Raw genomic sequence first — 16244 nt, forward strand, 5'->3', positions numbered from 1 at the left:
GTTATTTTTCATAAGACTACAAGATCGATTTTAATACAGAATAACGAACTTTGTAATTCGTTTTAAATTACAATTCAAAACTAAATTAAAAATGATTTTACAAATAGAAACTCCTGCCTTACTTTTTGGTGCAACCTCGCTGATTTTATTGGCGTATACCAATCGATTTTTGACTATCGCCACAATCGTAAGCAGTTTAAAAAAAACGTATAAGGAAAAACAAAATGATGTGATTTTATTGGAAATTAAAAATCTGAATTTACGCTTAACTTTGATTCGCAACATGCAAATGGCTGGAGTTTTAAGTCTGTTTTTATCTGTTTTTGCAATGCTGCTATTATTCTTGGAACAACAAACGGCTGGAATTTACCTTTTTGGACTAAGTTTATTAGCACTATTAATATCATTATTATTATCGTTTTGGGAAATCAGTATTTCCGTTAACGCATTGCGATTGCATTTAAGCGATTTAGCAGATCAAGAAGTAAAATAACTCGTTGGAACAATTATTTTAATTTGAAAAAATATAAAAAATAAACACATAGAAACATAGAAAAAAGATTGGTATAGCCCAATTATTGGGTTCACAATGCAATGATTTACTGCAATTAAGTGTAACGTCTTGATAGAAATGTATAAAAACTATGTTTCTATGTATTAAAAAAACCTGATTTGTACGCAACGGATTAAAATAAACCCAGCATTCACCTGAGAATCCAATCGATTTAATTTAAATCCCCTCCTTGCGACTAATATTCATAACAGAATTAAAGTCTTAAATATTAACTTCTAGTTTATAACTCATAAAAGGAACTAAACCTTATCTTTGCCCGCTTTTTAAAATTGAAAAAAAATGATAAAGAATAATGTACTAAAAGGAGTTTTTCTGGTAGGTCTTGGCGCAACGAGTTATGGAATGCTGGCAACTTTAGTAAAAATAGCCTATGGAGAAGGTTTTACCACCCCTGAAGTAACCATTGCACAATTTGGGTATGGAATATTGGGAATGCTGCTTATCAACATGTTCCAAAAAGCTAAAAAAGGAGATGACGTTATAAAAGCCTCCAAGAAAAACATTACTCAACTAATGCTGGCGGGAACTTCGCTCGGAATGACGAGTATTTTTTATTATTTGGCGGTCAAATACATTCCCGTTTCTATTGCTATCGTTTTACTGATGCAAACCGTTTGGATGGGGGTTTTATTCGAAATGATTTTAGAAAAGAAAAGACCTTCCACTCAAAAAATCATCTCGGTAATTATAATTTTAGTTGGAACGGCACTTGCCACAAATCTTATACAAAGCAAAGCAGAATTAGACTGGCGCGGAATCGTTTTAGGACTTATGGCCGCCGCTTCCTTTACCACAACCATGTTTACCGCTAATCGTTTGGCAACGCACGTTTCCTCAGCGCAACGTAGTTTGTATATGCTCCTTGGTGGTGCTTTTATCGTAACCGGATTTGCAATAGCAACACAAACTACTCCTTTCAATTTTGAGATTTTCATCAAATGGGGAATAATACTGGCGCTTTTTGGAACTATAATTCCACCTTTGTTGTTCAATGCTGGTTTCCCTCTTACCGGAATTGGTCTGGGAAGTATTGTATCTGCACTGGAACTTCCGGTTTCAGTACTTATGGCATACTTTCTTTTGAGTGAAAACGTGAGTTTAATCCAATGGATTGGAATTATTTTAATCATCTTGGCAATTGTGATTATGAACGTGAATTTTAAGAAAACGACATAATTTCTATTTAAAAACATTTGTATTTATTTCATTAAAAATTTTATAAATTCGTATCAAATAACTTTATTATGAATTTACCTTGGCATATATATTTGATGGCTTTCGTTTACTTTATTGCAGGATTAAACCATTTCAGAAATCCGAGATTATACCTGAAAATCATTCCTCCTTCTTTCCCGAATCCAAAATTACTAAACTACGTAAGCGGTCTAGCGGAAATAATTTTGGGAATTGCATTGTGCATCCCTGAACTTTCAAGCTACGCTGCATGGGGAGTAATCGCTTTATTAATCGCAGTTTTCCCAACTCATTTGTATATGTATTTCGATGAAAAAGCAAGAATGGGTTTGCCTAAATGGGTTTTGCTTTTGCGAATGCCTTTACAATTAGTTCTCATTTTTTGGGCCTACCAATACACATAAAGCTGTGAAATCACTTTTCGAATCCTTATCAAACCACATCTTTCTTGACTTGCCGGACGCTGATATTATTTATTATCCACAGTTTTTTGACAAAGAGCAAGCCGATCTTATTTTTGCAGAATTAATAAAAGATGTCCCTTGGCAACACGATGAAATTCGGGTGTATGGAAAAATTCATCCGCAGCCGCGCTTGACGGCTTTGTTTGGAAACGAAGGAAAACCCTATTCCTATTCGAATATAACCATGGAGCCGCATCCTTGGAATTTGCTTTTGCAAAAGCTGAAAACGGAAATCGAAAAAGTTTCGGATACAATTTTTACAACTGTTTTACTCAATCAGTATCGCGACGGAAAAGATAGCAACGGCTGGCATGCCGATAATGAAAAAGAATTAGGGATAAATCCTGTTATTGCTTCGTTGAGTTTTGGCGCAGAACGCACGTTTCAGCTGAAACATAATTTGGACAAAGACCAGAAAAAAAGCATTGTTCTGGAACACGGAAGTTTGCTTTTAATGAAAGGAACCACACAACATTTCTGGAAACATCAAATTCCAAAAACCGCAAAATCCATTGGTCCCAGAATAAATGCTACTTTTCGGGTAATCAAATAGATATTTTCTAAAAAATTTATTAGATTTGGTATAAATACTTAAATCATGGATGCTATTGTTACTTATTTTTCTACGATTCCATCTTCACACCGAAGTTTAATTCTTGTGGGTGGAATCACTTTTTTTTGGCTGATTGAAAATGCTTTTCCGTTATTTAATTTCACGTACAAAAAATGGCATCATGCGGGTATTAACATCTTCATGACGTTCACGACTATTCTTGTCAACTTTTGTTTAGCTTTTATTTTATTGAAAGCAGCTGATTGGACTATTGCCAATAATTTTGGAATATTACAATGGCTTCCTGAAATGTCATTGTGGCTTTACGCTTTAGTCGGATTGCTTTTATTGGATTTGATTGGTGCCTATCTAGTACATTTAGTGGAACATAAAACCAAATTTTTATGGCGTTTCCATTTAATCCACCACACAGATACTTGGATTGACACCACAACAGCGAACAGGCATCATCCGGGAGAAAGTGTAATTCGCTTTGCATTTACGGCCATCGGTGTTTTAATTATAGGAAGTCCCATGTGGCTGGTTTTTCTGTACCAAACGTTATCTGTAGTGGCTACGCAATTCAATCACGCAAATATTTCTCTTCCTAAAAAGGTAGATACTTTTTTAAGTTATTTTATCGTTTCTCCGGACATGCACAAAGTTCACCACCATTATGTTTTACCGTATACAGATAGTAATTATGGAAATATTTTTTCAGTTTGGGACAGGCTTTTCGGGACTTTCATGACGCTGCCTAAGGAAGATATCATTTACGGTATCGATACACATCTGAATCCTGAGGAACACAATGAATTAAAAAATTTATTAAAAATACCCTTTAAAAAAGCCGCTTTAAAAGAAAACAAGTAAAAAGAATAAAAAAAATGTCCAATTGAGAAAATCTAATTATTTTTTTTCTTAATATTGATATCAAATTAGAAATGAAATTTATTAATCATTAACAACTTATTTGAATTAATTTTCACGTGATGAAAAAGAGTAACCGAAAAGAATTGAACTGGGAGCAAACAGAAAAACTTGTTACAATGGCTTTAGAAGAAAAAAATCCTTTTGAAGTCATAAAAAAAGAATATGGTCTAGCAGAAAAAGAGATTCTTGAGATCATGAAAAAGAAGATGCCCGCAGAAAAATTCGAAATGTGGAAAAAGAAAGCAACTGCCAACAAACCAAAACCAAAACCCGTTAAGATTGATAATTTTGATGAAGATCTGGATGGTAAATACTATATAAAAAATAAATTAGATTAAAGAATGAAACTCCTGATATCCGGGAGTTTTTGTTTTTAAACAATTAACTTTTTTCCCACTCAATTATGGTTGCAATTACATCAGAAGACAACGAATTTATCTTTAACATTCTTGGAAGTCACAAATTTTGGGCTTTAGAAAATAAGATTAGAGTACCTAAAAATAAAATCATCAGAGCGTATCAAAGCAATGATGAGTTTACTTTTTGGATTGGTTGGAAAATGCCAGGTACCCAATTACCATGGGTAATTACTGCTGGAACTTACATAAAGAAAGGAAAACGTAATTTTTGGGATGTTTGCAATAAAAAAAATGCAATTATTGTCGAACTCAAAGATTCCTATTATAATAAACTAATCATTGAAGTTGAAAATCCTGCAATGATAATGAACTTATTAAATGAAAAATAAAATGAAGAAATTATTATTCCTATTGATGGTGTTTTATTCAATATTAAGTTATTCCCAAACAGAAACTGTAGTTCAATCTTTTAATAAAGAAGAAATTGCTGTAAATCCATTGATAAATGGTTCGCTGTATTCGCCTTTAAAACAAAATAAGAAAACCAACCTTGTGATACTTATTGCTGGTTCAGGACCTACAGATAGAGATGGCAATCAAAAAGGGTTAACCAATAACTCTTTAAAATACGTATCCGAAGCATTAGCAAAAAATGATATTGCTGTTTTTAGCTATGATAAAAGAATCATTGCTCAAATGAAAAGTAAAACCGTGAATGAGGCAGCGCTAACTTTTGATGATTTCATTACCGATGCGACATCCGTTTTGTTATTTTTTAAAAATAAAAAAAAATACAACAAAATAATAATTGCAGGGCACAGCGAAGGTTCCTTAATAGGAATGATTGCCGCGAATGAAAAAGCAGACGCTTTTATCTCATTGGCAGGAGCGGGAAGAACTATTGATGCCGTTTTAGTAGATCAGATTACAAAACAAGCGCCTTTTCTAAAAGAAGAAACACAAAAAAATCTCAATATCCTTAAAAGTGGAAAAACTTTTGAATTAAAAAATCCGATGTTAGCTTCCATTTTTAGAGAGAGTATTCAGCCTTATATGATTTCATGGATACAATACAACCCACAAATTGAAATTGCAAAATTACAAATGCCGGTATTAATAGTAAACGGAACCAAAGATTTACAAGTAGCTGTTTCAGAAGCGGAACTGTTAAAAAAAGCAAAACCCGGGGCTCAAATCGTTTTGATCGAAAATATGAATCATATTTTTAAAGTTATCAACGGAGATGACGCTGAAAACATGAAATCCTATTCTAATCCTGATATACCAATTTCTACAAAATTAACGAGCACCATAACAACATTTGTAAAATCACTTTAAGCTGTAACAATTGTACAACTGAGAAGACTAACAACAACAAATAAAACAAACAAAATGAAAAGAATACTTTATTCACTGGCATTTGCTTCGATTCTTTGGAGCTGTAAAACTGCAAACCCGGCCGTTGTTGCTATTAAAAAAGAACAAGTAAACGTTGTCATTAATTTGAACGAAGTAAAAGATGACAAGGTTATGGTCACTATTACATCGCCTAAAATTAGTACTGAAGATGTGACGTACAGCGTTCCTAAAATTGTTCCCGGAACCTATTCAGTAGATGATTACGGAAAATACATCGAAGATTTCAAAGCTTTTGACAGCAAAGGAAACCTACTTGCCACGACAAAAACCGATGATAACACTTGGAATATCAAGAATGCGAAATCATTGGTAAAAATCACTTATTTGGTAAACGATACATTCGATACTGAAAAAGGCGGCGGTTTTGGTCAAAATGATATTTTCTCTCCTGCTGGAACAAATATAGATGCTGGTAAAAACTTTATGCTAAACATGCATGGTTTTGTGGGATATTTTCAAGACAAAAAAGATTTTGCCTACACCGTAAGCATCTCACATCCTGAAATGCTTTGGGGTGCGACCTCAATGACCGACTTGGATGCAAGTGCGACCAATGATGTTTTTAAAACGATGCGTTATGCTGAATTGGTTGAAAATCCAGTTATGTATGCTAAACCAGATTACACTACTTTCACTGTGGATGGCATGGAAATCTTGATTGGCGTGTATTCTCCTACTGGAAAAGTAACTGCCGAAAGCATCACTCCGGAGATGAAAACAATGATGATCGCTCAGAAAACTTTTTTAGGAAAAATTAATGCTACTAAAAAATACACTGTTTTACTGTATTTATCAAGCATGACGCCTACTGACGCAAAAGGATTTGGAGCTTTAGAACATCCTACAGCTACGACAGTTGTTTTACCGGAAATGATGCCTAAATCCGAATTGGTAAAATCAATGAAAGATGTCGTTTCACATGAATTTTTCCATATCGTAACTCCTTTAACGATTCATTCTAAAGAGATTCAGTATTTTGATTACAATACGCCCAAAATGTCAGAACATTTATGGATGTATGAAGGTGTAACGGAATATTTCGCCAATCTTTTTCAGATTAATCAAGGATTAATTACGGAAGAGGAGTTTTATACGCGTATGTCTGAAAAAATTGAACATGCAAATGCGATGAATGACACGATGCCTTTCACTACAATGAGTGCAAATGTGTTGACAGAACCTTACAAAGCCCAATACTTGAACGTATATGAAAAAGGAGCATTGATTGGAATGTGTTTGGATATCATCATCAGAGAAAAAAGTAAGGGCGAAAGAGGAATTCTTGATTTGATGCAAAAATTATCCAATGAATATGGTGTATCAAAACCATTTAATGACAATGAACTTTTTGCTAAAATAACGTCATTTACATATCCTGAAGTGGGCGATTTTTTGACTACTTATGTTTCTAGTACAACCCCAATTCCTTACGCTGTATATCTGGCTAAAGTTGGTGTTACAAAATCCGTTGAAAAAGTTCCGGGAAATGTATTTCTGAAAGGGCAAACGCCATACATTACCGTAAACCAACAAACAAAAGAAATCTTTGTAATTCCAAATATGGAGTTAAACGCTTTTTACACTAATTTGGGTTTAAAAGGAGGTGATATTTTAGTATCCATAAATGACAAACCGTATTCATTAGACAACATTTATGAAATGATTATGGAAAGTCAAAACTGGAAAGAAAATGATGCTATCGCAATTAAAATAAAACGTGACGGCAAAGAACAAATTATCAAAGGACAAGTAAAATTTCCTTATGAAGAAAAAGAAGGCCTTAGAGCAACTGATGCGACAAAAAAAGCGTTGAAAGAAGCTTGGTTCAAAGCATAACTTCTACAATAATTTTAAGAAATCCCAATTTAGAAATTAGATTGGGATTTTTTTTGTAAAATTTGGATGCGTTACCAAAATCTTTCCAACAATTTTCTTTATTTTGCGCCACAATAGAAACACCAATTAAATTGCAATCGTTCCAGTCAAATTACAAACAGAATAGCAATTCCTTATCCAAAACAAATTTTAACTACACATGAAAAAAATTATTATTGCATTCGTTGCATTCCTATTGTTATCCGCCTGCAGCCAGAATGAATCTAAAGGCAATGTACACATTACCGGAAATATTAAAGGATTAAAAAAAGGGATTTTATACATTCAAAGAATCGTTGATACAACATTGGTAGCCATTGACACAATCAATATTGATGGGAGTGCTGCTTTCAATAGCGATCTTGATCTCAAATCAGCAGAGATGCTTTATTTATTCTTGGACCGAGGCGTGAGCAATTCTTTAGACAACAACCTGCCTTTTTTTGCTGAACCGGGTAATATCACTATCGAAACCACTTTAGACCATTATTTATCTGACGCCAAAATTACAGGATCAAAAAATCAGGAAATATACGAAGAGTATAAAAAAATTAATTCCCGTTTTACAAATGAGAATCTTTCGCTGATTGAAAAAAAATTCAATGCAATCAAAAGTCAAAACACTAAAGCTGTTGACAGTCTGGGTGCAAAACAAGATTCTAATATCAAAAGAAAATATTTATTTGCTACTAATTTTGCATTAAATAACAGAAACTTCGAGGTATCACCGTATATCGCATTATCGGAGATTTATGACATTAATGTAAAATACTTGGATACAATTCAAAAAGCAATGTCTCCAAAAGTAGCAAAATCACTGTACGGTAAAAAACTAACGGAGTATATTGTCACAGTTAAAAATCAAAAATAAACGATTCCTTTTAAAACAAAATAGCAAAAACCATCTTGATACAAACAAGATGGTTTTTTGGTTTATCATACAAATGTTTTCAATATTCGAATAAAAAACATTTGGCATCATTAAGAAGATACAGTTAATTAAGCATTATTAAATGACATTCCTGCAATAATCATCCCGATAAATATTAAAAAATAAAGAGCGAAAACAACCAAAGTCATAATTCCTATATACTTATAATGCGATTTTAGATATTCTAAAGAAGTAGTCAAGGTTTCGGAGTTATTATTTTTGAATGCTCTTTTAGCATTGGAGGCAAACTTATTCAGGTAATATACCGGGAAGAAATATAGCACCGCAATCAAAAAGTAAACAAAAGCCATTACGATTCCCAAAGAAGATCCCATGGCTCCCATTGCAGGATTCATCTTGCTCATGCTTGAGAAAAGTGTCCCGGCAAATAATGCCGCAAAAATAATAAAACCTATTCCTATGAAACCCAAAATGGATAAAAAATAGGCCCACTTTGCGGTTTCCTTCAAAAAGTCTTTTGCAGACTCACTTAGTTTCAAATCGAAACTTTCAACAACTGAATGCTCTTCCATAATATATTTGGTTAAAGGTTAGATTTCAAATTTAACCAAAAAATTAGGACATTCAATAAAAGTAGAACTCATTTCTCATTTTTACCAAAAACAAAAAACCATCCCGCTTCTGACGGGATGGTTTTATTAAAGAGCCGGCGGAGGGACTCGAACCCACGACCTGCTGATTACAAATCAGCTGCTCTAGCCAACTGAGCTACGCTGGCGACTCATTACGGGTGCAAATATAAGTCTGAATTTCTATTTTCCAAAACAAATTCAAACTTTTTTTGCGTTTTCTTTAACTACAATTCGTTGATTTTAGCAATCAATTGATTAGCAGTTTGTTCCAATTCAACATTGATTTGTTTGAAGTGTGCCTTTTTATCTTCTACTTTTTTAACGTTCACTTTAGTGATCAAAGTGTCAAAAGCAGCGATAGCTTCATCAATTAAAGCATTAGTTTCTGTTGTTGGTTTTCCTGTAGTAGAAATTTCGAATAAGTAAACTGCTTCAATAATATCTCCTAAAACGTAGTTGATGTCTTTTTTTAAATTTTTAACGTTTGCCATTTTTATTTTTTTAAAATTTGAATTTTAATTTGCGTCTGCAAAAGTACACATAATCTTTCTATTACCGACTATGAAATGTAAATTTCTAAAATTGAAGCTTTTCCATTGAGAATAAATTCCTTCATAGCTGCTGGAATCAAAACAGTGTCTCCTTTTATGTAGTGCAATTTTGAATTGTTGTTTTCTATTTCGAAAGATCCTTCCACGCACATGTAAACCGTAAAGCTTTCCCCGGATTTAGAAACCGCAATTTCTCCGTCCAATGGAATAAAATTAGTTGTAAAATAAGGACAGTCAACAATTTCGTTTGACTCATTTACATTCTTCGTAAACTCTTTTTTGGTTTGTACTTTATTATAATTGATTGCATCCATAGCTAAATCGACATGCAATTCCCTTATATTTCCATGAATATCCACCCTATCAAAATCATAGATACGATAGGTAATATCTGAAGTTTGTTGAATTTCGGCGACCACCAATCCAGCTCCTATAGCGTGAACCGTCCCCGTTTCTAAAAAGAAAACATCCCCCACTTGTACTTTTACTGTATTGAGAATAGAAAGTAATGTTTTGTTTTTAAGATTTTCTAAATATTCCGCCGCATCCGAATCTTCCTTGAACCCTACAATAATTTTGGCGTCATTATCCGCTTGCATGACATACCACATTTCAGTTTTACCAAAAGAATTATGTCTTTTTTTAGCCAAAGCATCGTTAGGGTGCACTTGAATGGACAAATCCTCGCTGGCATCCAAATACTTAAAAAGCAATGGGAATTGTTTTCCGAATCTGGCATGAACTTCCGTTCCTACCATTTCATCGGGAAACTCATTAATAATTGCCGTCAATGATTTTCCTTTCCATTCTCCGTTGACCACAACACTTACGTCACCTTCAACTGTAGACAATTCCCAACTTTCGCCAGTGTTATTAGTAGTAATTGGCTTATTAAGTACTGTTTTTAGTTTTTCACCACCCCAGATTCTTTCTTTAAAAATGGGTTTAAATTGTAATGGATAAAATTTCATATCAGGCTGGGTTTTTTTTTGAAAGTCAAATGTACAAAACCAATATTTTTTTATATAACTATTGACACATTTACTTCAATAATTAAAGCAAACTCACTACAGATTACAAAACAAGGAACAAATAAAAAAAATAGCTTATTCTACTTTGTTACTCTATGATACTATTTTTTTAATGGTTTCAAGGGCTTTTGAAATATGCTTTGTTGCCAATACACTGTCAAAAATCATTTGTATGACTCCATTTTTGTCGGTTACGTAGGTCACTCTTCCCGGTAATAACCCAAACATTCCGGCAGGGACGCCAAAGAGTTTCCTGATTTTTTTATCCGAATCCGACAAAAGAATAAAAGGCAACTTAAATTGTTTGCTGAATTTTTGATGGGAAGCGACGCTATCACTGCTAATGCCAATCACTTCAGCTCCCAAATCTTTAAAATCTTCATATTGATCCCTGAAACTGCAGGCTTGGGCAGTGCAACCCGGAGTATTATCTTTTGGATAAAAATAAATAACAAGCGGTTTTTGACCTGCTGAATTTGCGCTGTCAAAATCATTTCCATTGGTATCTTTTGCGTTAAAACGAGGAATGGTGTCCCCTACTTTCAGTTCTTTCATTCTCCCTTGTAGGTTACAAAATTACGAGGCGTTTCATAAAGCACCACTTCCAATTCAAATTCCGCTTTAATTCTTTTTCTGATTTTATTCCAAATGACTACCACAATATTTTCGGCTGTTGGATTCAAATGTTCAAATTCAGGAACATCCAGATTCAGGTTTTTATGATCGAACTGATTCTCAACTTCCTCTTTAATAATATCACTTAAAAATTTTACATCCATCACATATCCTGTTTCAGGATCAATCTCACCTGTAACACTCACTGTCATATCATAGTTATGTCCGTGGAAATTAGGATTATTGCACTTCCCAAAAACAGCATCATTTTGTTCAAAAGTCCAATCTTTCCTATGTAATCTATGAGCCGCATTGAAATGGGCTTTTCTCGAAATGGTAACTTTCATAAAATAGTATGAATTAAAGATTATTAACTGTAGCATTTGCCGACGAAGGACTTTTATGCTCTTCCAGAAAGTGATAAAACTCGTCGAAAATTATTTTGAACCACACCGTATACAAAGCAGGCTGAAGTTCCATATCTGTTTTCACATCTTCAATTTTCATCCATTTCCAGTTTTCCACTTCCTCCGGATTGATCAACGGTGCTTCGTTATAATAGCCAATCATCACATGATCGAGTTCATGCTCCGTCAAACCGTTATCAAAAGGTGCTTTGTAAATAAAATGAAAAAGTTCTTTGAGTTCAGTTATAAAACCCATTTCTTCAAACAATCGTCGGCTTCCTGCCTGAATATTTGATTCTCCCTCACGTTGATGGCTACAACAGGTATTGGTCCACAGCAAAGGTGAATGGTATTTTTGATGCGCACGCTGCTGCAGCATAATTTCATTTTTACTGTTTAAAACAAAAACTGAAAAAGCACGATGCAAGACCGCTTTTTGATGTGCCTCAAGCTTAGGCATCAATCCTATCTGCTCATCTTTTTCGTTAACTAATATTACGTTTTCTTCTAACATGTGGTTTTATTATAAAGTCAAAAATACAAAAAAAGAACGGGTATCTGTGACGTTTTTGAAATTATGAAAAGTTTAACGAGTGTTGAATACGCCAATATTCTAATTTTATATCAACTAAAATACAAGCCTAATTTACTGCTTATCATACTTTGAAATTTTAAAACTAAAAGTGTCATTTTTTCGTAAATGTAAATAAGTTAGAATACAATTAAAAGAAAATCCACTTACAAAGTAGCTGACACTTTAAAATCTGAAAGTCAATTACATTTGTGATAAAAAAAATTAAAATGAAAACAAAAAATCAAGTGCTAAGCGCATTATTTCTCATCCCATTATTCATGTTTACAGCCTGTGCGCAAAAAACAAAAAAACAAGGAATTATCAAAAAAACTATTGCAATGGAAAACACTATAAACAAACCCGGAAATCCGTATTACTCCAATACAGATACGACAAAACTTAACGTAAGTGATGCCGAATGGAAAAAAGTTTTACCCGAAGATGTGTATGAAGTCACCCGTAATGCGGATACGGAACGACCTTTTACAGGAAAATATTGGAACACAGATGACAAAGGAACCTATTATTGTGCGGCCTGTGGCAACAAATTATTTCGTTCCGGTGCCAAATTTTCAAGCAATTGTGGCTGGCCAAGTTTCTTCGAACAAGACAATAAAACCAGTGTGGTTTATAAAACCGATAACTCTCTTGGAATGGAAAGAATTGAAGCACTATGCGGAAGATGTGATGGTCATTTAGGGCATCTATTTGATGACGGACCAGAACCAACCGGAAAAAGATACTGTATGAATTCTATCGCACTTGACTTTATCCCTGATACTAAATAACATGAAAAAACTATTTTTACTGTTTATTTTAGCAACAAGCAGTTTGTTTGCGCAAAGTCAAACACCGAAGCAATCCAATCTTGAAACCATCACTTTAGCTGGAGGTTGTTACTGGTGTGTTGAGGCTGTTTATGAGAATCTTATTGGAGTACAATCGGCAATCTCAGGATATGCAGGGGGCAAAAATGCGAATCCTACCTATGAAGATGTGTCGACCGGAAAATCGGGTTATGCCGAAGTCGTAAAAATCACCTACGACAAAAATGTAACAAATCTGGATGAAATTTTTAAAGTCTTTTTTACGGTGCATGATCCAACCACATTAAACCGTCAAGGAGCGGACGTCGGAACTCAATACCGTTCAGCCATTTTTTACAAAAATGAAGCACAAAAAAAATCAGCGCAAAAGATAATCAATGCAATGAAAAAAGCTAAGATTTATGATATTCCAATAGTAACAACTGTAGAACCACTCAACAAATTTTACAAAGCAGAAGATTACCATCAAAATTATTATGCCAACAATAAAAATCAACCCTATTGTCAAATGGTAATTCAACCTAAAATGGAGAAATTCGAAAAGCTTTTTAAAAGCCGATTGAAAAAGCAAAAATAAATTAGTAAGCTACCGCCTTGTTGTCACAAACAAGGCGGTTTTTTTTATATCCTACTCAACGAAAGATATTTTACGCCGGTATTTAAAATTGCTGCAAGGCAAAATAATTTTGCTATATTTGTTTTCACCTGAGCTTGTTTAATACCGTAACAGACCACATTTCAATTGAAATAGACGCTGATCATGACCCAAAACTTACACCACAACTAATGAAAAAAATTATTTTTTTTACTTGCTTATTTACGTACTCTATTTTTGTCTCAGCACAAAATACCGCAGTAAAAGCTACCGTTGCTCAAAAAGCTGCTTCTTTAGAATCCAAAGTTATTTCTTGGCGCAGAGACTTTCACCAAAACCCGGAATTAGGAAATAGAGAATTTAAAACTTCTGAAAAAATAGCTACGCATTTACGTTCTTTGGGCATCGAAGTTCAAACCGGAGTGGCAAAAACAGGCGTGGTGGGAATTTTAAAAGGAGGAAAACCTGGTCCTGTAGTCGCTCTTCGGGCCGACATGGATGCCTTACCGGTTAAGGAAAGAGTAAATATTCCTTTTGCTTCAAAATCAATGGGCGAATACAACGGTCAGGAAGTGGGTGTCATGCATGCTTGCGGACACGATTCGCACGTAGCCATGCTGATGGGAACTGCTGAAATTCTGGCATCTATCAAAAGTGAATTAAAAGGTACTGTCAAATTCATATTTCAACCTGCAGAAGAAGGGGCGCCAGAAGGAGAAGAAGGTGGAGCCGCACTAATGGTAAAGGAAGGCGTCCTTGAAAACCCAAAAGTAGACGTGATTTTTGGTTTGCACATCAGCGCACAAACCGAAGTTGGTAAAATCAATTACCGCCCAAAAGGAGCTATGGCTTCATCCGACTGGTTCAAAATAAAAATAAAAGGAAAACAATCGCATGGAGCCAGTCCATGGCAATCCGTGGATCCTATTGTTACGGCTTCTCAAATAATTTTGGGTTTGCAAACTATTGTGAGTCGCAATGTAAATCTAACGGAATCAGCTGCTGTGGTAAGTGTTGGAAAAGTGACCGCTGGTGTAAGAAGCAATATTATTCCGGAAGAACTCGAAATGGCCGGTACGATTCGTACACTGGATAAAAAAGTACAGGAAATGATTCACAACCGCGTGAAACAAATAACTACCAGTATCGCGGAAAGTGCGGGAGCCACTGCTGAAGTAAGCATTACAAAACAAACATTGATCACGTACAACGACCCAATACTGACCGAAAAAATGGTACCAACACTGGAAGCTGTGGCCGGAAAAAACAATGTAGTCTTAACACCCGCAGCAACTGGAGCGGAAGACTTTTCGTACTATCAAGACAAAATTCCTGGTCTTTTCTTTTTCCTTGGCGGAATGCCTAAAGGCAAAAATCCAACTGAAACTGCCTCTCACCATACTCCTGATTTCTATATTGACGAGAGCGGTTTTGTGTTAGGAATGAAGGCAATGTCTAATTTAACTTTAGATTATATGGAAATGAATGCTAAAAAATAAATCCCTAAAAACAGAAAATTTTAAAAAATAGCAAGCGAAAAGAGATTTCCTGCTTTTTTCTGTTTTTGATAAATATAAAAATAAATAGCTGATTTAAAGCAATTTAAAATATATTATAAAACGTTTTTCAGTAAATTTACTTTATTATCCGGAATTATTGTTTTTTCCAGCATATAAGAAACGAACTGCAATACATTTATAGAAATATGATCAACTATAGGGCTGTTAAATGAAAGCATTGGAAACATATTTTAAAAAACGAAAAAAAGCCATAAACCTAATCTTGGAGAAAGCTCCCGACTGTTATACAGTTGAAACTTTTCATGAACTGCGGTTGGAAATCAAAAGACTCAAGGCATTGTTTGAATTAATTGCCTTTTGTTCCAAGAAATTTAAGCTTCAAAAAGCCTATAAACCTTTCAGAATTATTTTTAAAAAAGCCGGAAAAATTAGGGAAATTCAATTGGAACAAACCCTTCTTGAGAAACAGCCCAATTTTCATTTGCTTAAAAAATACCCCAATCGATTAAAAAAACTAGAAACCAAAGAAATAAAAAACTTCTTCTCGACAGCAAATAAGCTTTTTATAAAAAAGTTGAAAGGGAAATATCGTGAAATTATACGTTTTTTCACGAAAACAAGTAAAAAAAAGGTACATCGCTACAGAAATAAAGCGAGAAGGGAGATGAAAAGATTAATCCAGAAGAATGATTTCAAAAAGAAACAAATCCACGATTTTCGAAAACAATTAAAAGAATACCAGTATAATGAGAAAATCATGAATCCTGATCAAAAAAAATTAGTTCCTGATCAGGATAAGCTGTCGGATTTGCTAGGGAAATGGCACGATTACGATGTCGTTATTCTTCATTTAAAAAAAATAATTTCTACCTTCAAAAAAGATTCTAATGAAAGAAAACAAATCAGAATCATTATAGTAACTATGACTTCTAAAAGAGCATTCCTGTTCGTTAAAATAAATGAGGCTTTACCTTATCAGACCTTTTTGTAAAAATTATGATTCTCAAATACTGAGGAAATAAGTTCACCATTAAGATATGCGTGAAACAGGCTGCAAATTAAACAATTTTTATTGTTAAAACGAACTTGCATCCTATACCTTATAACACACTTATGCTTAAAATTGACTGACAATCGAAGGGTTAAATGATGAATTAGGCAACAAAAATGCTGCTACATACCTTTAATCCGATACTAAACTTTCCAAGTATGCTAAGAATCTGGATATT

Annotated in this window: 20 protein-coding genes and 1 tRNA gene; 14 read left to right on the plus strand and 7 right to left on the minus strand. The window is 34.1% G+C overall.

The window, feature by feature from the left end; genetic code table 11:
* Nucleotides 1–91 precede the first annotated feature (91 nt).
* From ACP7AQ_RS12470 to ACP7AQ_RS12515, 10 genes are all read left to right on the plus strand, one after another.
* Nucleotides 92–493, plus strand: a complete 402-nt coding sequence (locus ACP7AQ_RS12470) for a DUF2721 domain-containing protein (protein ID WP_426095672.1) — start codon at nt 92–94, stop codon at nt 491–493.
* Between the two features lie 360 nt (nt 494–853).
* Nucleotides 854–1750, plus strand: a complete 897-nt coding sequence (locus ACP7AQ_RS12475) for a DMT family transporter (protein WP_426095673.1) — start codon at nt 854–856, stop codon at nt 1748–1750.
* A 68-nt stretch (nt 1751–1818) separates the two neighbouring features.
* Nucleotides 1819–2172: a DoxX family protein gene (locus tag ACP7AQ_RS12480; RefSeq protein ID WP_426095674.1), complete on the plus strand. Its 354-nt coding sequence runs from the start codon at nt 1819–1821 to the stop codon at nt 2170–2172.
* 4 nt (nt 2173–2176) lie between these two features.
* A complete protein-coding gene (locus ACP7AQ_RS12485; RefSeq protein ID WP_426095675.1) occupies nt 2177–2785 on the plus strand; it encodes an alpha-ketoglutarate-dependent dioxygenase AlkB family protein in 609 nt (202 codons plus the stop codon).
* Nucleotides 2786–2830: 45 nt separating this feature from the next.
* A complete protein-coding gene (locus ACP7AQ_RS12490) occupies nt 2831–3658 on the plus strand; it encodes a sterol desaturase family protein (protein ID WP_426095676.1) in 828 nt (275 codons plus the stop codon).
* 119 nt (nt 3659–3777) lie between these two features.
* Nucleotides 3778–4056: a DUF2805 domain-containing protein gene (locus tag ACP7AQ_RS12495; protein WP_426064933.1), complete on the plus strand. Its 279-nt coding sequence runs from the start codon at nt 3778–3780 to the stop codon at nt 4054–4056.
* Nucleotides 4057–4121: 65 nt separating this feature from the next.
* Nucleotides 4122–4466: a hypothetical protein gene (locus ACP7AQ_RS12500; protein ID WP_426064934.1), complete on the plus strand. Its 345-nt coding sequence runs from the start codon at nt 4122–4124 to the stop codon at nt 4464–4466.
* Between the two features lies 1 nt (nt 4467).
* Nucleotides 4468–5415: an alpha/beta hydrolase gene (locus tag ACP7AQ_RS12505; protein WP_426095677.1), complete on the plus strand. Its 948-nt coding sequence runs from the start codon at nt 4468–4470 to the stop codon at nt 5413–5415.
* 54 nt (nt 5416–5469) lie between these two features.
* Entirely contained in the window at nt 5470–7332 is a 1863-nt protein-coding gene (locus ACP7AQ_RS12510) for a peptidase M61 (RefSeq protein WP_426095678.1), read from the plus strand.
* A 199-nt stretch (nt 7333–7531) separates the two neighbouring features.
* On the plus strand, nt 7532–8242 hold the full coding sequence (locus tag ACP7AQ_RS12515; RefSeq protein WP_426095679.1) for a DUF4369 domain-containing protein: 711 nt from the start codon (nt 7532–7534) through the stop codon (nt 8240–8242).
* Between the two features lie 128 nt (nt 8243–8370).
* Here the strand turns inward: ACP7AQ_RS12515 and ACP7AQ_RS12520 are convergent, their stop codons facing one another.
* The 7 genes from ACP7AQ_RS12520 to idi all read right to left on the minus strand — a co-directional run bounded on the left by ACP7AQ_RS12520 (nt 8371) and on the right by idi (nt 12013).
* Entirely contained in the window at nt 8371–8835 is a 465-nt protein-coding gene (locus ACP7AQ_RS12520) for a hypothetical protein (protein WP_426095680.1), read from the minus strand.
* 132 nt (nt 8836–8967) lie between these two features.
* Nucleotides 8968–9041, minus strand: a tRNA-Thr gene (locus tag ACP7AQ_RS12525).
* Nucleotides 9042–9119: 78 nt separating this feature from the next.
* Nucleotides 9120–9386, minus strand: coding sequence for a hypothetical protein (locus tag ACP7AQ_RS12530; RefSeq protein WP_091205856.1), 267 nt, complete (start codon nt 9384–9386; stop codon nt 9120–9122).
* A 68-nt stretch (nt 9387–9454) separates the two neighbouring features.
* Nucleotides 9455–10417 (minus strand): type I phosphomannose isomerase catalytic subunit, encoded by a 963-nt coding sequence (locus tag ACP7AQ_RS12535; protein ID WP_426095681.1) that lies wholly within the window; start codon nt 10415–10417, stop codon nt 9455–9457.
* A gap of 153 nt (nt 10418–10570) precedes the next feature.
* A complete protein-coding gene (locus ACP7AQ_RS12540) occupies nt 10571–11032 on the minus strand; it encodes a peroxiredoxin (protein ID WP_426095682.1) in 462 nt (153 codons plus the stop codon).
* Entirely contained in the window at nt 11029–11439 is a 411-nt protein-coding gene (locus ACP7AQ_RS12545; RefSeq protein WP_426095683.1) for a 6-pyruvoyl trahydropterin synthase family protein, read from the minus strand. Before ACP7AQ_RS12545 ends, ACP7AQ_RS12540 begins: the two co-directional genes overlap by 4 nt.
* A 13-nt stretch (nt 11440–11452) precedes the next feature.
* Nucleotides 11453–12013, minus strand: a complete 561-nt coding sequence (idi, locus tag ACP7AQ_RS12550) for an isopentenyl-diphosphate Delta-isomerase (RefSeq protein ID WP_426095684.1) — start codon at nt 12011–12013, stop codon at nt 11453–11455.
* 287 nt (nt 12014–12300) lie between these two features.
* Between idi and msrB the strand changes: the two genes are divergently transcribed.
* The 4 genes from msrB (at nt 12301) to ACP7AQ_RS12570 (ending at nt 16006) form a co-directional block, all read left to right on the plus strand.
* Entirely contained in the window at nt 12301–12861 is a 561-nt protein-coding gene (gene msrB, locus ACP7AQ_RS12555) for a peptide-methionine (R)-S-oxide reductase MsrB (RefSeq protein WP_426064946.1), read from the plus strand.
* Between the two features lies 1 nt (nt 12862).
* A complete protein-coding gene (msrA, locus tag ACP7AQ_RS12560; RefSeq protein WP_426095685.1) occupies nt 12863–13477 on the plus strand; it encodes a peptide-methionine (S)-S-oxide reductase MsrA in 615 nt (204 codons plus the stop codon).
* Nucleotides 13478–13686: 209 nt separating this feature from the next.
* Nucleotides 13687–14994, plus strand: a complete 1308-nt coding sequence (locus tag ACP7AQ_RS12565) for an amidohydrolase (RefSeq protein WP_426095686.1) — start codon at nt 13687–13689, stop codon at nt 14992–14994.
* A gap of 229 nt (nt 14995–15223) precedes the next feature.
* Complete coding sequence (locus ACP7AQ_RS12570; protein ID WP_426095687.1) at nt 15224–16006, plus strand: CHAD domain-containing protein; 783 nt, start codon at nt 15224–15226, stop codon at nt 16004–16006.
* Nucleotides 16007–16244: the final 238 nt, after the last annotated feature.

The organism is Flavobacterium sp. DSR2-3-3, from assembly GCF_049896585.1.
GTDB lineage: Bacteria > Bacteroidota > Bacteroidia > Flavobacteriales > Flavobacteriaceae > Flavobacterium.